The sequence below is a fragment of the Streptomyces sp. NPDC002125 genome (assembly GCF_053593715.1).
The window spans coordinates 1-15,073 of record NZ_JBSFDD010000052.1; the positions used below are offsets into that span (position 1 = coordinate 1).

The 15,073-nt window shown below is 71.0% G+C and carries 19 protein-coding genes and 1 riboswitch; of the genes, 13 read left to right on the forward strand and 6 right to left on the reverse strand.

The annotated features are described in order from the left end of the window. Positions 1-99 precede the first annotated feature (99 nt). Entirely contained in the window at positions 100-381 is a 282-nt protein-coding gene (locus ACWCQM_RS40215) for a type II toxin-antitoxin system Phd/YefM family antitoxin (protein WP_450920013.1), read from the reverse strand. 98 nt (positions 382-479) lie between these two features. Here ACWCQM_RS40215 and ACWCQM_RS40220 point away from each other — a divergent pair, with 98 nt between their 5' ends. The 3 genes from ACWCQM_RS40220 (at position 480) to ACWCQM_RS40230 (ending at position 2,428) form a co-directional block, all read left to right on the forward strand. After that, positions 480-1,115: an ATP-dependent Clp protease proteolytic subunit gene (locus ACWCQM_RS40220; RefSeq protein ID WP_450920014.1), complete on the forward strand. Its 636-nt coding sequence runs from the start codon at positions 480-482 to the stop codon at positions 1,113-1,115. 7 nt (positions 1,116-1,122) lie between these two features. Further along, positions 1,123-1,431: a hypothetical protein gene (locus ACWCQM_RS40225; protein WP_450920015.1), complete on the forward strand. Its 309-nt coding sequence runs from the start codon at positions 1,123-1,125 to the stop codon at positions 1,429-1,431. A 350-nt stretch (positions 1,432-1,781) separates the two neighbouring features. After that, a riboswitch (cyclic di-AMP (ydaO/yuaA leader) is annotated at positions 1,782-1,954 on the forward strand. Between the two features lie 3 nt (positions 1,955-1,957). Continuing rightward, a complete protein-coding gene (locus ACWCQM_RS40230) occupies positions 1,958-2,428 on the forward strand; it encodes a C40 family peptidase (RefSeq protein ID WP_267077076.1) in 471 nt (156 codons plus the stop codon). Between the two features lie 41 nt (positions 2,429-2,469). On the opposite strand, the gene ACWCQM_RS40235 is transcribed toward ACWCQM_RS40230, so the two are convergent. Then, positions 2,470-3,111, reverse strand: coding sequence for a LysE family translocator (locus ACWCQM_RS40235; RefSeq protein ID WP_450920016.1), 642 nt, complete (start codon positions 3,109-3,111; stop codon positions 2,470-2,472). 72 nt (positions 3,112-3,183) lie between these two features. On the opposite strand from ACWCQM_RS40235, the gene ACWCQM_RS40240 reads away from it, so the two are divergent. Then, the gene (locus ACWCQM_RS40240; RefSeq protein WP_450920017.1) at positions 3,184-4,098 is read left to right on the forward strand and encodes a LysR family transcriptional regulator; all 915 of its coding nucleotides are present in this window, start codon (positions 3,184-3,186) and stop codon (positions 4,096-4,098) included. Between the two features lie 41 nt (positions 4,099-4,139). Here the strand turns inward: ACWCQM_RS40240 and ACWCQM_RS40245 are convergent, their stop codons facing one another. After that, positions 4,140-4,571 (reverse strand): ATP-binding protein, encoded by a 432-nt coding sequence (locus ACWCQM_RS40245; RefSeq protein ID WP_267077073.1) that lies wholly within the window; start codon positions 4,569-4,571, stop codon positions 4,140-4,142. Between the two features lie 227 nt (positions 4,572-4,798). On the opposite strand from ACWCQM_RS40245, the gene ACWCQM_RS40250 reads away from it, so the two are divergent. Continuing rightward, positions 4,799-5,656 (forward strand): helix-turn-helix domain-containing protein, encoded by an 858-nt coding sequence (locus tag ACWCQM_RS40250; protein ID WP_450920018.1) that lies wholly within the window; start codon positions 4,799-4,801, stop codon positions 5,654-5,656. A gap of 31 nt (positions 5,657-5,687) precedes the next feature. After that, entirely contained in the window at positions 5,688-5,894 is a 207-nt protein-coding gene (locus ACWCQM_RS40255; protein ID WP_450920019.1) for a DUF397 domain-containing protein, read from the forward strand. Positions 5,895-5,939: 45 nt separating this feature from the next. Here the strand turns inward: ACWCQM_RS40255 and ACWCQM_RS40260 are convergent, their stop codons facing one another. Further along, positions 5,940-7,085 (reverse strand): 8-amino-7-oxononanoate synthase, encoded by a 1,146-nt coding sequence (locus ACWCQM_RS40260; protein WP_450920020.1) that lies wholly within the window; start codon positions 7,083-7,085, stop codon positions 5,940-5,942. 143 nt (positions 7,086-7,228) lie between these two features. On the opposite strand from ACWCQM_RS40260, the gene bioB reads away from it, so the two are divergent. From bioB to ACWCQM_RS40280, 4 genes are all read left to right on the forward strand, one after another. Next, positions 7,229-8,467 (forward strand): biotin synthase BioB, encoded by a 1,239-nt coding sequence (bioB, locus tag ACWCQM_RS40265; protein WP_450920021.1) that lies wholly within the window; start codon positions 7,229-7,231, stop codon positions 8,465-8,467. Then, entirely contained in the window at positions 8,460-9,764 is a 1,305-nt protein-coding gene (locus ACWCQM_RS40270; RefSeq protein ID WP_450920022.1) for an adenosylmethionine--8-amino-7-oxononanoate transaminase, read from the forward strand. Before bioB ends, ACWCQM_RS40270 begins: the two co-directional genes overlap by 8 nt. Position 9,765: 1 nt before the next feature. Further along, on the forward strand, positions 9,766-10,455 hold the full coding sequence (gene bioD, locus ACWCQM_RS40275) for a dethiobiotin synthase (RefSeq protein WP_450920023.1): 690 nt from the start codon (positions 9,766-9,768) through the stop codon (positions 10,453-10,455). 70 nt (positions 10,456-10,525) lie between these two features. Continuing rightward, the gene (locus ACWCQM_RS40280; protein WP_450920024.1) at positions 10,526-11,224 is read left to right on the forward strand and encodes a class I SAM-dependent methyltransferase; all 699 of its coding nucleotides are present in this window, start codon (positions 10,526-10,528) and stop codon (positions 11,222-11,224) included. Between the two features lie 21 nt (positions 11,225-11,245). Here the strand turns inward: ACWCQM_RS40280 and ACWCQM_RS40285 are convergent, their stop codons facing one another. Together ACWCQM_RS40285 and ACWCQM_RS40290 are read right to left on the reverse strand one after the other, a co-directional pair. Further along, complete coding sequence (locus ACWCQM_RS40285; protein ID WP_073750043.1) at positions 11,246-11,617, reverse strand: fic family toxin-antitoxin system, toxin component; 372 nt, start codon at positions 11,615-11,617, stop codon at positions 11,246-11,248. Beyond that, positions 11,614-11,841 carry an antitoxin gene (locus ACWCQM_RS40290; RefSeq protein WP_073750044.1) on the reverse strand — a complete coding sequence of 76 codons (228 nt, stop codon included), beginning with the start codon at positions 11,839-11,841 and terminating at the stop codon, positions 11,614-11,616. Before ACWCQM_RS40290 ends, ACWCQM_RS40285 begins: the two co-directional genes overlap by 4 nt. A 163-nt stretch (positions 11,842-12,004) precedes the next feature. Between ACWCQM_RS40290 and ACWCQM_RS40295 the strand changes: the two genes are divergently transcribed. The 3 genes from ACWCQM_RS40295 (at position 12,005) to ACWCQM_RS40305 (ending at position 15,002) form a co-directional block, all read left to right on the forward strand. Further along, positions 12,005-12,424, forward strand: coding sequence for a GNAT family N-acetyltransferase (locus ACWCQM_RS40295; protein ID WP_450920025.1), 420 nt, complete (start codon positions 12,005-12,007; stop codon positions 12,422-12,424). A 224-nt stretch (positions 12,425-12,648) separates the two neighbouring features. Next, the gene (locus tag ACWCQM_RS40300; RefSeq protein WP_450920026.1) at positions 12,649-13,986 is read left to right on the forward strand and encodes a hemolysin family protein; all 1,338 of its coding nucleotides are present in this window, start codon (positions 12,649-12,651) and stop codon (positions 13,984-13,986) included. Further along, a complete protein-coding gene (locus ACWCQM_RS40305; protein ID WP_450920027.1) occupies positions 13,983-15,002 on the forward strand; it encodes a hemolysin family protein in 1,020 nt (339 codons plus the stop codon). Before ACWCQM_RS40300 ends, ACWCQM_RS40305 begins: the two co-directional genes overlap by 4 nt. Positions 15,003-15,073: the final 71 nt, after the last annotated feature.

Below are 15,073 nucleotides of genomic sequence, written 5' to 3' on the forward strand. Positions count from 1 at the left end.
TACGAGGCGTCCGCGTCCGGGCGCAGCGCGGCCACCAGTCCGCTCGCGTGCGCGTGCTGGAAGGCGTACGAGGCGTGGCGGTAGCGCGCCGCGGGGCGGTCAGTCGTCCTGGTCGTGGCCGCGGTGTTCCGCGGCGATACCGAAGCGGCGCCGTTCGCCCTGAGCAGATGCCGCCGAGCGGATCGACGATACGGAACTGATCACCTGCTCCTCGACCGCCTGCTCCTCGCTCTCGAGTCGTTGCAGGTCAGCGGCGGAGACCAGTGCCACGAGCGGCTTTCCGTGCCGCGTCACGACCACTCTCTCGCCGCCGTATACAACGCGGTTGATCAGCTCGGCGAGCTCTGCGCGGGCTTGCGTCACCGGAATCTCGTAGGCCATAGTCCCCATCATAACCTTCTGTACGTCCTGTACATTTTTTACGTACGAGGTCGTACGGGCCGGTTCCGCCTGTGGTGATTCCGAGGAGAGGCTCCGTCATGTTCCGTCCAGCCGCCCGGCATGTCCTGCCCGAGTTCACCGAGCGCACCGCATACGGCTCCCGGAGCATGGATCCGTACTCGAAGCTGATGTCCGAGCGCATCGTCTTCCTCGGCACACCCGTCGACGACACAGCCGCGACCGATCTCATCGCCCAGTTCATGTATCTGGAGCACGCGGACCCGGACCGGCCGCTGTCGCTCTACATCAACTCGCCCGGCGGGTCCTTCAACGCCATGACGGCGGTCTACGACACCATGCTCTACCTGACCTGCGAGGTGGAGACCTTCTGTCTCGGGCAGGCGGGCTCAAGTGCCGCCGTGCTGCTCGCGGCCGGGGCGCCCGGCCACCGACATGCTCTGCCCGGCGCCCGGGTAGTCATCCAGCAACCCGCGCTGGACGAGCCGGTGCACGGCCAGCCGTCCGATCTCGAGATCACGGCACGCGAGTTGGCGCGTGAGCGCGAGCTGCTCACGGCCATGCTGGCCCGTCACACCGGGCGTTCCACGCGGGAGATCAGCGCCGCCGTCGAACGGGACACCATCCTCGACGCCCCGGCCGCCCTGGCGTTCGGGCTGGTGGACCACGTCGTGGAGAACCGCACGCCGTCCCAGCCACCGCATGCCGCGAGGTGAACGCCCGATGCTCACCCCCCAGTTCCCGCCGCTCCCCGCGCTGACCCGCGCCGAGGCCGAGTTCATCGACTGCTATCTGGAGGTGCTCGACCAGCTCGGGCGCATCAACCCCGCCCGCGGCAGCGACACCTACGGCGCGCTCCGGGCGGCCCAGGCGCTCGCCTCGCGGGCCACGGCCCTCCGTGACGCGCTCGTGCTGATGCACGAGCGGGGCGAGTCGCAGATCCACGCGGAGACACTGGCCAGGGCGTTACGGGTGTTGGACGGGGAGCGCCGGGCGGGGCGGGTCGCCCTGCCTCCGGCCGCGTCGAGTTGATCACTCGCGGAGCCCGACTCGGGCGCCGCGCCCGCGACGACACGCCCGGCCGGGCGATGAGTTTTCCTCGCTCGATCGGCGTAGGAGCTCCCCCGCCCGAGGGACAGCCCAACTTGCGCATCAAGCGCGGACGCTGAACGGAATCTCTTGTTCCGCCGCTGGTACACGGCTGGTCGGGCAGCACCGCCCCGGCAGAGCTCCCGCCGCGTCCACCCGAACGGATCAGTGGTGACGACTCTCACATATCGGAACTTCAGCGAGGAAAACCGACAGCGCGTGCGTAAAGATCCCTGGGACGACAAGCCCCCGCCACCGCGGCGGGGCGGTCCGGGCGGACGCCGAGTCCTGCCGCCGTCCGGATGCCTGGTCGACAGGAGTGGATCGGCAGGAGTGGAGGACCCGAGCACAACGGGCCGCCCGGACATCCGGACGGTCCTCGGGGTGAAGCCGCTTCGCGCGGCCGGGCAACTTCGCCAGCCCGAACCCGACAGGTCATCCTTCACAGGCGGCTGACGAAGGGTTGCGCATGTCTGCGCAGGTTCATGTCCCGTCTCTTCTCGCCCGGGTCGGTACGGCGTCGGTTCTCACATTCGCCGTCGGCACGACGATGCTGGCCCCCGGACTCGTCGACGAGGCCGAAGCCGCGGCCCACTCGACGAAGGCGCTCAACATCGCCGCCTCGAAGAAGGGTGCACCGTACAGATGGGGGGCCACGGGCCCGCACCGGTTCGACTGCTCCGGCCTCACCCTCTATTCGTTCAAGAAGGCGGGGAAGAAACTCCCCCGCACGGCCCAGCAGCAGTACAACAAGACCCGCCATATCTCCAGGTCGCAGCGGAAACGCGGCGACCTGGTCTTTTTCCACGCGGGGCGCAGTGTGTACCACGTCGGCATCTACGCCGGCAGCGGCAAGATCTGGCACTCACCGAAGACCGGCGCGGTGGTCCGCCTGGAGCGGATCTGGTCGAACAACGTCTGGTACGGGAGGGTCCGCTGACCCTTCTCCCCCGCCGGCGCTGACCCTTCTCCCCCGCCGGTTCAGTGCAGCAGGGGCCCTGTCACCAGCACGAGCCCCAGCGCGGTGAGCGCCGTGCCGCTGCCGCCCTCGATCGCGCGGGCGGTACGCGGCCGGCGCAGCCACCGCCCGAGGCGGTCCACCAGCAGCGCCACGGCCGGGAACCAGACGAGCGCGAGAAGTACCACCACCGAGGCCAGCAGCAGGGTCCGGGGAAGGGGCGCCGAGCCCTCGGGGACGAACTGGGGCAGCAGGCTGAGGAAGAGCACGGGCGCCTTCGGATTGAGGGCGTTGGTGAGAAAGCCCTGGCGCAACGACCGCGCCGGCCCCATTGCCGTACCGCCGGCCGGCCCCTCGTCGGCGCCCGATCCCCCGGTGGTGCGGCGACGCATCGCGTACAGGCCGCTGAGGCCGAGATAGAGCACATAGGCGCCGCCGAGCAGCTGGACGGTGCGGAACAGCACCGGCATGGTCACGAGCACGGCGGCGAGTCCGGCGACGGCCAGCGCGGTGTGTACCAGCAGCCCTCCGGCGACCCCCACCGCGGTGGCGAGCCCGGACCGGCGGGATGCGAGTGCGTTGCGTACGACGACGGTGAAGTCCGCGCCGGGGAGCGCGACCATTCCTGCGGCGACGGCCACGAAAGCGAGCAGTTGTGCGTCCATGCGTACACCCTGACCGCTCGAAGCCTTTAGCGTGTACTTGCAATCTTCTGGGTCTGCCAAAAGGAATGCTTAATGTATGACCCGACGAGGCTGGCCGCGCTGGTGGCGGTGGCCGAGGCCGGCTCGATCACACGGGCGGCCGCGCGGCTGGGCTACACCGCGCCCGCGCTCTCGCAGCAGCTGGCCAAGCTGGAGCGGGAGGCCGGGGCCGCGCTGCTGGTCCGGCACCACCGCGGGGCGCGGCTGACGGCTGCCGGGGAGCTGCTGGCCGGGCGGGCCAGGCGGGTCCTGGACGAGATGGACCAGGCGCGGCACGAGCTGGCCCGCCTCGCCGGGCTGTCGGGCGGGCGGCTGCGGGTCGGCACCTTCGTGACGGCCGGCATCCATCTGCTGCCGCCGGTGCTCACCGCCTTCCGCCGCGCCCACCCCGATGTCGAGCTGACCGTCACGGACTACGAGCCGCCCGCCGGGGTGGCCGCGGTGGCGGCGGGCGAGGTGGATCTGGCGCTGACCCACGCCTACGAACCGGCGGCCCCCGATCCGCTGCCCGCGGGGGTGCACGCCGAGCCGCTGCTCGTCGAGGAGCTGGTGCTCGTCACCGCGCTCGGGCAGATGCTGTCCGAGGGCACCGGCCCGCTGCCGGTCTCGGAGCTGGCCGGCCGCCCGCTGATCAGCAGCGCGCCGGCGCATCCGCCCCGGCGCGGGGTGGAACGCGCGCTGGCCGACGCGGGGGCGGCCCCCGCCGTGGTGTGCGAGTCCCCGGGCTACGCACTGGTGTGCGCCCTGGTCAGCGCGGGCATCGGCGTGGCGGTCGTACCGGAGATGGTCGCGGCGATGTCGCCGACACCTCTGGCCGTACGGCGCCTCGAACCGGCGGCGTTCCGGCGGACGATCTCCGTGGCGCACCGGGGGGACCGGAACACGGCGGCCGCTGCGACGCTGATGGCGCTGCTGCGCAGCGGCTTCGGCCGGGCCTCCGCGCCGTAGGCGCCGTGTTCATGGCCCGGTGATCACCCCGCGCCTCCCCCTCAGGTCTGCGCGGGGACGGCCCAGGGAAGAGCGATCGACACGGTCTTGCCGCCGTCGGGTGTGGGGCTGACGCTGAGACGTCCGCCGCACTGCTTGGCGAGGGCCCGGATGATCACCATGCCCCGGCCGTTGTCCTGTCTGACCGCAGCGGGCAGGCGCTGGGGCCAGCGGGGGTGACTGTCCGTCACTCCGAGGTAGAGCTCGACGTCCCGGTCCAGGCGGAGGTCCACGGTGAACGTGGGTGACTGCCCGAAGGTGTGCTGCACAGCATTGGTGGCCAGTTCCGAGACGATCAGCCGGATGTCGTCGGCGGTCTCGCTGCCTTCGGCCAGGCCCCATTCGGCGAGCACCCGTGCGACGTGTCTCCGGGCCTCGGACACCGAGGCCGGGTCGCTCGGCAGGGTCACGGTTGCTTCCTGATGGTCTGCCATGGCGACGCCGTCCCTTTCCCGCCTGACCGACCCGCGATCGGCCTGGACTGTGCTTCGCGCCAGACTGCCACCGATGCTCCCCGCGCGGGTGCGATCCACCAAGATATGCATATATCTGTCGCCCATTCCGGTGAACTCTCCCCCGTAGCCGTACACACGCACCACACTGGCCCCTTTCCTGGCTGTCCCGTGGAGGACGGCCCTCCGCACAAGGGAAGGAGGCCGGTATGCGGCACGGCCCCGTGGTACGCCGTCGCAAGCTCGGGGAGGAACTGCGCAGCCTGCGCCACACCTCAGGACTCACCAGCCGGGACGCCGCCGTGATGCTGGGCTGGAACCAGTCGAAGGTGAGCCGGATCGAGACGGGGGCGAGCGGGGTGACTCCCGCCGACGTGACCCGGCTGCTGGACGCCTACGGCGTGGACGACGCACACCTGCGTTCACTGCTCCAGACGCTCGCGGGCTCGGCGGGCGGCGGCGGAAGCGGCTGGTGGCACGCCTATCGCGGACTCATCCCGCCCCAGTACCGCGACTTCATCAGCCTGGAGTCCCAGGCCTGCGAAGCCCGCACCCTGGAGACCTCGGTGGTACCGGGGTTGCTGCAGACCGCCGACTACGCGCGAGCGGTGACCCGGTCCTCGCTGGACGGGCTCCCGCCCGCACAGCTCGACTCCCTGGTGGAGGTCAGACTCGCCCGGCAGAGCGTCCTGTACTCACCGGGGCCGCTACGGTTCAGCGCCGTGCTCGACGAGGCCGTGCTCCGGCGGCGGGTCGGCGGCCCCGAGGTCATGCGGGATCAGCTGCACCACCTGGCACGTTCGGCTCAACTTCCCCACGTGACACTGCAGTTACTGCCGTTCGAGGCGGGGAGCTATGTCGGGCTCACCGGGCCTTTCGTTATCTTCTCCTTTCCGAGCACTTCTGATCTGGATGTGGTCACTCTTGACCATTTGACGAGTAGTCTCTATCTGGAGCGGAGAGAAGACCTTGAGGCGTACAGCTCGGCCTTCCGTACGTTGCAGGCCCACGCGCTGTCGCCGGAACGTTCGCTGGACCTCATCGCCGCAGTAGGCCGCGGCGATTAGGCGGAACTTCAGACTGCCCGAGGGGGGCACGATGTCCGACCGTCCCGCACAGTCCGCACCCAGGTGGCGGCGCAGCAGCCGCAGCACCGGGATGAACAACTGCGTGGAAGCAGCGCTGCTCGGGGAGGATCTCCTGGCCGTACGGGACTCCAAGGACGAGGCGCTCCCACCTCTGCGCTTCTCCGGGACGGCGTGGATGTCCTTCGTGACCGGACTCCACGGCCCCCGGGTCGGCTGACCAGGACTGCCGTCCCGGGGCAACGGTGCTGTGGCGCCTCCGGATTCAGCCGGTCGGGGGCGCCGTCGAGACGATCGTGCTCACGGCGGCCTCGATCTGGTCCCGCGTCAGGTCGGCCCGCGCGGTCAGCCGGAGCCGTGAGATCCCGTCCGGCACCGACGGCGGCCGGAAGCATCCCACCGCGAGCCCGGCCTCCCGGCAGTCCGCCGCCCAGCGCAGGGCCGCCTCCGGCGAGGGCGCGCGTACCGACACGACGGCGGCGTCGGGGCGTACGGCGGTCAGGCCCGCCGCGGTCAGCCGGCCGTGCAGGTCGAGGGCGACCGCGCCTGCCCTGGCCGCGCGTTCCGGCTCCCGGCGCAGCAGCCGGAGCGCGCCGAGCGCGCCACCGGCGGCGGCCGGCGCGAGGCCGGTGTCGAAGATGAACGTGCGGGCCGTGTTGACCAGGTGGCTGATGACCCGGGCGGGCCCGAGGACCGCTCCGCCCTGGCTGCCCAGCGACTTGGAGAGGGTGAGCGTGGCGACGATTCCCTCACCGCCCGCGAGACCGGCGGCGGCGAGCGCGCCGCGCCCTCCCTCGCCCAGGACCCCCAGTCCGTGCGCGTCGTCCACCAGGAGGGCGGCGCCCGCGTCCCGGCAGGCGACGGCCAGTGCGGGGAGCGGGGCCGCGTCGCCGTCCACCGAGAAGACCGAGTCGGTCACGGCCAGCGCCCGCCCCCCGTGGGCGCGGAGCGTCTTGCGCACGGCGTCGGGGTCCGCGTGCGGCACCACAGCGGTCGTGGCCCGGGAGAGCCGGCAGCCGTCGACGATCGAGGCGTGGTTGCCCGCGTCGGACACGATGAGCCAGTCGTGTCCGGTGAGCGCGGTGAGGGCCGCGAGGTTGGCGGCGTAACCGGAGGAGAACACCAGGGCCGCTTCGAATCCGCAGAAGTCGGCGAGTTCCCGCTCCAGTTCGGCGTGGAGTGCGGTGGAGCCGGTGACCAGACGGGAGCCCGTGGAACCCGCGCCCCACTCCCGCGCAGCGTCCGCCGCGGCCGAGGTGACCTCGGGGTGCCGGGTCAGCCCCAGGTAGTCGTTGCCGGCCAGGTCCAGCACTCCGGCCTCGGCGGGCCTCGGGCGCAGCGTCCGGACGAGTCCGGCGTCTGCCCGGCGGCGCGCCGCGTCGTCGATCCAGTCGAATGGGGCGTAGGACATGAGCGGGTCCCTTTTGTAGGCAGCTCACAGACCCTAACCGGGTGCGCAACAGGCCAGGGTGTGGCAATACACACAGCATCGGCCGGCTCTCCTGTCCGGTTCCTCCTTGGCCGATGGCGGTGCGGTACGTCAGGATCAAGGCCATGGACCTGCTGAACACGCTGGTGGACAAGGGGCTGCGGCGCGAACTGCCGACCCGTGAAGAGGCGCTCGCCGTGCTGGCGACCTCCGACGACGAACTGCTCGACGTGGTGGCCGCGGCCGGAAAGGTGCGCCGCCAGTGGTTCGGCAGGCGCGTCAAGCTGAACTATCTGGTGAACCTGAAGTCCGGGCTCTGTCCCGAGGACTGCTCGTACTGCTCGCAGCGGCTCGGCTCCAAGGCCGAGATCCTCAAGTACACCTGGCTGAAACCGGACGAGGCGCAGAAAGCCGCCGCCGCGGGTGTGGCCGGTGGCGCGAAGCGCGTGTGCCTGGTGGCGAGCGGCCGGGGGCCGACCGACCGGGACATCGACCGGGTGTCGCAGACGATCGAGGCGATCAAGGATCAGCACGAGGGCGTCGAGGTGTGCGCCTGTCTCGGCCTTCTGTCGGAGGGCCAGGCCGACCGCCTCAGGTCCGCGGGCGCCGACGCGTACAACCACAACCTCAACACCTCAGAGGGTACGTACGGAGACATCACCACCACCCACACGTACGCCGACCGGGTGGACACCGTGCAGCAGGCCCAGGCCGCCGGGCTCTCGGCCTGCTCCGGTCTGATCGCCGGCATGGGCGAGACCGACGCCGATCTCGTGGACGTCGTCTTCTCCCTGCGCGCGCTGGACCCCGACTCGGTGCCGGTGAACTTCCTGATTCCCATGGAGGGCACACCGCTCGCCAAGGAGTGGCACCTCACACCGCAGCGGTGCCTTCGCATCCTGGCGATGGTCAGGTTCGTCTGCCCCGATGCCGAGGTGCGGCTCGCGGGCGGGCGTGAGGTCCATCTGCGCTCGATGCAGCCACTGGCCCTGAATCTGGTCAACTCCATCTTCCTGGGCGACTACCTGACCAGTGAGGGGCAGTCCGGGCAGACCGACCTCGACATGATCGCGGACGCCGGTTTCGAAGTGGAGGGAGCGGATACCACGACCCTTCCGGAGCACCGCGCGCAGTCGGCGGGCGGCTGCGGTTCGCACGGGAGCAGCGGCTGCGGTTCGCACGGGAGCGGCTGCGCTCCGTGCGGCGATTCCGGCTCCGCGGCGGGTGACACCTCGGAGGCATGCGGGGCCGTGGCGGCGCGCACGGAGCGGGCGCCGGAGGCCTCCGGGCCCCTGGCGGCGCGCACGGACCTGGTGGCCGTACGCCGTCGCGGTGCCGGGACGGATCTCGCGCCCAATGCCTGACCCGCTCCGCCCCGCCGAACTCCTCGCCCTGGACCGGTCCCACGTCTGGCACCCGTACGGCCCGATGCCGGGACGGCAGGAACCGCTGGTCGTGGAGTCCGCGTCCGGGGTGCGTCTCAGGCTCGCCGAACCCGCCCATGGGCAGCGCGAGTTGGTGGACGGCATGTCGTCCTGGTGGTCGGCGGTCCACGGCTACAACCATCCGGTGCTCAACGAGGCCGCCCGCGGGCAGCTGGACCGGATGAGCCATGTGATGTTCGGCGGGCTCACCCATGAGCCCGCCGTCCGGCTGGCCGCCCGGCTGGTGGAGATCACCCCTGAGCCGTTGCGGCACGTCTTCCTCGCCGACTCGGGTTCGGTCTCGGTCGAGGTCGCGGTGAAGATGTGTCTGCAGTACTGGCGCTCGGCCGGGCGGCCGGGCAAGCACCGGCTGCTGACATGGCGCGGCGGCTACCACGGGGACACCTGGCAGCCGATGTCGGTGTGCGACCCCGAGGGAGGGATGCACGAGCTGTGGTCGGGCGCCCTCCCCCGGCAGGTCTTCGCGGACGCACCCCCGGACGGCTTCGACGCCGAACCGGACGAGGCGTACGAGAGGCATCTGCGCGAACTGATCGCCTCTCACGCCGACGAGCTGGCCGCGGTGATCGTGGAGCCCGTCGTCCAGGGTGCGGGCGGGATGCGATTCCACTCGCCCGCCTACCTCCGGGTGCTCCGTGAGGCGTGCGACGCGAACGACGTGCTGCTGGTGTTCGACGAGATCGCGACCGGCTTCGGCCGCACCGGCAAGCTGTTCGCGGCCGGGCACGCCGGGGTGTCGCCGGACGTGATGTGTGTCGGCAAGGCGCTGACCGGCGGCTATCTGACACTGGCGGCGACCCTGTGCACCTCCCGGGTGGCCGAGGGCATTTCGAGCGGAGAGGTGCCGGTGCTGGCGCACGGGCCCACCTTCATGGGCAATCCGCTGGCCGCCGCCGTGGCCTGCGCCTCCGTGGACCTCCTGCTCGGCCAGGACTGGGAGCTGGAGGTCGAGCGGATCGGCAGGGCTTTGCGCCGAGGGCTGACCGGGGCCGCGGAACTGCCGGGCGTACGGGAGGTCAGGGTGCTGGGCGCGATCGGGGTCGTACAGCTCGATCACGAGGTCGACATGGAGGCGGCGACCCGCGCGGCGGTCCGCGAGGGTGTGTGGCTGCGCCCGTTCCGCGATCTCGTGTACACGATGCCGCCCTATGTGACAGGCGACGACGATGTGGCACGAATCTGCCGGGCCGTGTGCGCGGCGGCGAGGGAAGGCTGAGATGACGATTCTGGTGGTGTCCGGCACGGGCACCGAGATCGGCAAGACGATCGTGACGGCCGCGGTGGCGGCTGCCTGGCGGGACCGCAGGGTCGCCGTGCTCAAGCCCGCCCAGACCGGTCTGGCGCCGGGAGAGCCGGGGGACGCCGCGGAGGTGGTACGGCTGGCCGGCGCCCATGTGACCGCGGTCGAACTGGCCCGTTTCCCCGAGCCGTTGGCACCCGAGACGGCGGCACGCCGCGCCGGCCTCACCCCCGTACGCCCGTACGAGATCGCCGAGACGGCCCAGAAGCTGGCGACGGAGCACGACCTCGTGCTCGTCGAGGGCGCGGGCGGGCTGCTCGTGCGCTACGACGAGCAGGGGGCCACGCTCGCGGACGCCGCACGGCTGATGGCGGCGCCGGTGCTGGTCGTGGCGGCCGCGGGCCTGGGCACGCTCAACGCCACCGCGCTGACGACCGAGGCCCTGCGCTCACGCGGGCTGGTGTGCCCGGGCGTGGTGGTGGGCAGCATGCCGGCCGACCCGGATCTGGCCTCCCGGTGCAACATCGACGACCTGCCCGTCTCGGCGGGGGCGCCGCTCCTGGGCGCGGTGCCTGCCGGAGCCGGGTCACTGACTCCATCCGACTTCCGGGCCCGGGCGGCGAGTTGGCTGGCGCCGGAACTCGGAGGGAAGTTGGACCGCGCATGAGCGGCTGAGTGTGCCCGTACGGGGGAGAATCGAGGTGGAGCCGTTTCCCCGTGCTCGAAGGAGGCCCGCCATGCGTCGGCGCAGCACGAAGAGTCCTCGGGACGCGGTGCACCACCCGGTCTTTGCCCGTTTCTACGCCCGGATGAGCGTGACCGCCGATCTCAAGGCGGGGATCGTGGCCCATCGTGAGGAGCTCCTCGCCGGCCTCTCCGGCCGGGTCATCGAGATCGGCGCGGGCAACGGCCTCAATTTCGCGCACTACCCCGGGGCCGTCTCCGAGGTGATGGCGATCGAGCCGGAGCGCAATCTGCGCCGGCTGGCGACCGATGCCGCGCTGAGGGCGGAGGTACCGGTCGATGTGGTGCCGGGCACCGCGGAGGCGCTGCCGGTCAAGAGCGAGGCGTTCGACGCCGCCGTGGCCTCGCTGGTGCTGTGCACCGTACGGGATCTGCCCCGGGCGCTGGCGGAGATCAAGCGGGTGCTGAGGCCGGGCGGTGAGCTGCGCTTCTTCGAGCACACCCTGGCCCAGGGCCGGGCGCTGGCAGCGGCTCAGCGGACGGTGGACCGCACCTTCTGGCCGCTGTTCTTCGGAGGCTGCCACACCGCGCGGGACACGATCACCGCGCTGGAGGAGGCCGGCTTCGAACTGGGGGTGTACCGCCGGTTCCGCATCCCGGAACGCGGCGTGCAGCTGCCGACCACGCCGTGTGTGCTGGGCGTGGCCCGGAGGTCCGCGGTGGTGGACCGGTCGGCGGAGGCTTCGCCCTGACCGCTCGGGCGGAGCGCGTTCTCACAGGCTCCAGCGGCGCAGCTCGTCCGCGATGGCCCTGACATCGGCCTTGCCCTCCTTCACCAGCAGCGCGAGATCGCGCACCTGCTCGGGCGAGGTGATGATCTTCAGCCCGGAGGCGACGAGGTAGCCGTAGGCGACAGCGGAGGCGAACATCGCGTTCGAGTGCTCCAGCGCGGGCACATGGAGGAGAAGCTGCAGCATGGCGGCGGCCCGGGAGTGCGGATCGCTGTAGACGGGGCTGCCGAAGATCTCCGCCTCGTGCCGGCTGACTGCGGCGACGAGCGCACCCCAGTCCACGACCTGGGGATCGCCGGGCGTCTTGTGCTCGGCGACCATGAGCAGCCAGGAAAGGTCGATCTGCAGGTTCAACGGGTGCCTTTGCGCTCCGTGCCGAATTCCTCGGCGAACACCGACTCGTACTGCTTCATGAAGTCGGCCGCGGCCTCGACGAAGGTGTGTCCCACTTCGCCCGCATCCTGTTTGACGAGCTCCTCTATGTAGCGGTTCACGCTCATCCCCCGCTGCAGGGCGCGCTGTCGCGCCGCCTCGGCGGTGGCCTCGTCCACTCGAACGTTCAGCTGAGTCTTGGGCACGACATCACGCTAGCGCGCCCGCGCTAGCACTCGCAAGAGGAACGGGTACATGCGCGGCGCCGCGGGCGCCGAGACATGGGCGGGTGCGATCCGCGTTCCACGGGGTAGCTGACTCGCACGAAAAGGATCGCCGATTCCGCGCACACTCTGGTTGGCTCCCACCATGACTGATCTCGACATCCGCCCCGCCACACTCCCCGACGTCGACGCCGTACTGCGCTTCTGGCGCGAGGCCGCCGAGGGGACCAGCATCACGGACGACCACGACGGAGTCGCCGGCCTGATCGAGAGGGACCCCGAGGCCCTGATCCTCGCGGAACGCGACGGCCGCCTCGCCGGAACCGTCATAGCCGGGTACGACGGATGGCGGTGCTCCATGTACCGCCTCGCCGTGCACCCGGACTTCCGGCGCCAGGGCATCGCCACGGCGCTGATGGACGCCGCGGCGCAGCGATTCGCCGCGCTGGGCGGGCGGCGGGTGGACGCCATGGTCCTGGAGGCCAACGCTCAGGCGCACCACGCGTGGGCGGCCGGTGGCTACCATCGGGAGGACCACTGGCGGCGCTGGGTCAAGTCCCTGTGAGCGTTTCCGCCCGCAGCCCCGCGCACACGCTCGGAGGCCCCTGACCAGCCCCGCGCCATCTCACAGGCACGCGATTTTGCTGATCCTTTACTATGGATTCTCGAACATTCGACCCCCTTCGAAAGGTGTGAGCGTCCGCCCATGGGCGAGCCCCCCAGTAGTCGATACCGCCGACATCGCGCGAACCTCCTACCCCTGCTCGATCCTGGGACGGAGGTGAACCGATGACCGAAGTGCTCCTGCTCCTCGTGGCGGTACTGCTCTCCCTCGCCTGCGGCGCGTTCGTGGCGGCCGAGTTCTCTCTGACCACGGTGGAGCGCGGCGATCTCGAAAGGGCCGCAGACCGAGGTGAACGGGGTGCGGCGGGAGCTCTCAAGGCCGTACGCAGCCTCACCTACCAGCTCTCCGGCGCCCAGCTCGGTATCACGGTCACCAACCTGGTGGTCGGCATGCTCGCCGAGCCGTCCATCGCCAAGCTCATCCGGGGGCCGGTGGAGGCGACCGGGCTGTCACCCGGTGTGGCCTCCTCACTCGCACTCGTGATCGGCACCGCCCTGTCCACCGTGGTCCTGATGGTGGTCGGCGAACTCGTCCCGAAGAACTGGGCGATCTCCTCCCCTCTCGCCGTAGCCAAGGTTGTCGCCACGCCGCAGCGCGCGTTCACAGCGGTGTTCCGGCCCTTCATCAGTCACCTCAACAACACCGCCAACCGGATCCTGAGGCGCTTCGGCCTCGAACCCGCCGAGGAGCTCGCCTCGGCGCGCAGTCCGCAGGAGCTGGTGGCTCTGGCACGCCATTCCGCGAAGGAGGGCGCACTCGAGGCGGACACGGCCGAACTCTTCGTGCGCACCCTCAACCTGTCCGAACTCACCGCGGAGAACGTGATGACGCCTCGCGTCCAGGTCACAGCCTTGGAAGTGCAGGCGACCGCCGAGGACGTCGCGAACGCCACCCGGGCGACCGGGCTCTCCCGCTTCCCCGTGTACCGGGGCAACCTGGACACGGTCGTCGGCGTCGCGCACATCAAGGACGTACTGGCGATCCCCGCGGACCAGCGACCCCGCAAGCGTGTGTCGGAGATGCTGCGCGAACCCCTGCTCGTGCCGGAGACGCTCACCGTGGACCGGCTGCTGGACCGGCTTTCCGGCAAGCTCGCCATGGCCGTCGTCATCGACGAGTACGGCGGCACGGCGGGAGTCGTGACGCTGGAGGACATCGTGGAGGAAGTCGTCGGCGAGGTCCGGGACGAGCACGACCCGCACGAGACCCCCGATCTGGCGCCCGCCGGAGAGGACGCGGACGGACGGACCCTGTGGTCCGCCGACGGGGCGGCCCGCACGGACCAGCTCCGCACCATCGGGCTTCGGGTACCGGACGGGCCCTACGAGACTCTCGCCGGGCTGATCGCCACGGAGGTCGGCCGCATTCCTGTCGTCGGCGACACCGTCGAGCTGACGGGCTGGCGGATCGACGTGGTCGACGCTTCGGGACACCGCGCCGCGCGTGCCCTGCTGCACGCACCGCTCTCCGGTGACGACGAGCCGGCGGAGGACGAACGATGACCGCCATCCAGCTCTTCATCGGCCTGCTGACCCTGGTCGTGAACGCCTTCTTCGTGGGCGCGGAGTTCGCGCTGATCTCCGTACGCCGCAGTCAGGTCGAGCCCGAGGCCGAGGCGGGGAACCGGCGGGCGCGCAGCGTCATCTGGGGCCTTGAGCACGTCTCGGCGCTCCTGGCGGCGGCCCAGCTCGGCATCACGCTCTGCACGCTGGTGCTGGGTATCGTCGCCGAGCCCGCCATCGCCCATCTGCTGGAGCCCGTCTTCGACTCGGTGGGCGTGCCACACGGTCTGGTGCACCCGATCTCGTTCGTCATCGCGCTGTCGGTGGCCACGTATCTGCACATGCTGCTGGGCGAGATGGTGCCGAAGAACGTCGCGCTGGCGGAGCCCCTCCGCACGGTGCTGTTGCTCGGACCGCCCCTGGTGACTCTCGCCCGGGCGCTGAAGCCGGTGATCTTCGCGATCAACGCCTTCGCGAACACGCTGCTCAAGCTGTTGCGGGTGGAGACCAAGGACGAGGTCGCCGCGACCTTCTCCGACGACGAGCTGGCACGGCTCGTCAAGGACGCCGAGGACTCCGGGCTCGTCGACGACCGTTCGGCGGACCGTCTGCGCCACGCGCTGGAACTGGGCAGGCGCCCGGTCCAGGAGGTGCTGCTGCCGGTCGACCGGGTGCTGTACACCAGGGTCGGTACGACTCCGGAGGAGCTGGAGCGGCTGTCGCACGAGTCCGGCTTCTCGCGCTTCCCGGTCATGGACAGCGAACAGCGCATCATCGGATACCTGCACGTGAAGGACGCGCTGGACGCGGCGCCGCGCGATGTCCCCTTCCCGGTCTCGGCTCTGCGGCCGATCGCCCGGGTGCGCGCGGCGACGCCGCTGGACGACGTACTGACCGCGCTGCGGCGGAGCCGTACGCATCTGGCGGCCGTCCTCGACGAGGACGGGCGGCTGGCGGGCATGATCACGATGGAGGACGTCCTGCGCGAGCTGGTGGGCAGGCACCAGGCACGCTGAGGTGACGGCGACGGGGAGGGGTGCGGCCCCCCGCGCCCCCCACCCCCACCCCCAGCGCACCCCCCAGAAAG

What these genes read in the sequence shown, in the direction of transcription:
- ACWCQM_RS40215 (WP_450920013.1), bottom strand. Translation starts at nt 381, where the DNA reads ATGGCCTACGAGATTCCGGTGACGCAAGCCCGCGCAGAGCTCGCCGAG.
- ACWCQM_RS40220 (WP_450920014.1), top strand. Translation starts at nt 480, where the DNA reads ATGTTCCGTCCAGCCGCCCGGCATGTCCTGCCCGAGTTCACCGAGCGC.
- ACWCQM_RS40225 (WP_450920015.1), top strand. Translation starts at nt 1,123, where the DNA reads ATGCTCACCCCCCAGTTCCCGCCGCTCCCCGCGCTGACCCGCGCCGAG.
- ACWCQM_RS40230 (WP_267077076.1), top strand. Translation starts at nt 1,958, where the DNA reads ATGTCTGCGCAGGTTCATGTCCCGTCTCTTCTCGCCCGGGTCGGTACG.
- ACWCQM_RS40235 (WP_450920016.1), bottom strand. Translation starts at nt 3,111, where the DNA reads ATGGACGCACAACTGCTCGCTTTCGTGGCCGTCGCCGCAGGAATGGTC.
- ACWCQM_RS40240 (WP_450920017.1), top strand. Translation starts at nt 3,184, where the DNA reads ATGTATGACCCGACGAGGCTGGCCGCGCTGGTGGCGGTGGCCGAGGCC.
- ACWCQM_RS40245 (WP_267077073.1), bottom strand. Translation starts at nt 4,571, where the DNA reads ATGGCAGACCATCAGGAAGCAACCGTGACCCTGCCGAGCGACCCGGCC.
- ACWCQM_RS40250 (WP_450920018.1), top strand. Translation starts at nt 4,799, where the DNA reads ATGCGGCACGGCCCCGTGGTACGCCGTCGCAAGCTCGGGGAGGAACTG.
- ACWCQM_RS40255 (WP_450920019.1), top strand. Translation starts at nt 5,688, where the DNA reads ATGTCCGACCGTCCCGCACAGTCCGCACCCAGGTGGCGGCGCAGCAGC.
- ACWCQM_RS40260 (WP_450920020.1), bottom strand. Translation starts at nt 7,085, where the DNA reads ATGTCCTACGCCCCATTCGACTGGATCGACGACGCGGCGCGCCGCCGG.
- bioB (WP_450920021.1), top strand. Translation starts at nt 7,229, where the DNA reads ATGGACCTGCTGAACACGCTGGTGGACAAGGGGCTGCGGCGCGAACTG.
- ACWCQM_RS40270 (WP_450920022.1), top strand. Translation starts at nt 8,460, where the DNA reads ATGCCTGACCCGCTCCGCCCCGCCGAACTCCTCGCCCTGGACCGGTCC.
- bioD (WP_450920023.1), top strand. Translation starts at nt 9,766, where the DNA reads ATGACGATTCTGGTGGTGTCCGGCACGGGCACCGAGATCGGCAAGACG.
- ACWCQM_RS40280 (WP_450920024.1), top strand. Translation starts at nt 10,526, where the DNA reads ATGCGTCGGCGCAGCACGAAGAGTCCTCGGGACGCGGTGCACCACCCG.
- ACWCQM_RS40295 (WP_450920025.1), top strand. Translation starts at nt 12,005, where the DNA reads ATGACTGATCTCGACATCCGCCCCGCCACACTCCCCGACGTCGACGCC.
- ACWCQM_RS40300 (WP_450920026.1), top strand. Translation starts at nt 12,649, where the DNA reads ATGACCGAAGTGCTCCTGCTCCTCGTGGCGGTACTGCTCTCCCTCGCC.
- ACWCQM_RS40305 (WP_450920027.1), top strand. Translation starts at nt 13,983, where the DNA reads ATGACCGCCATCCAGCTCTTCATCGGCCTGCTGACCCTGGTCGTGAAC.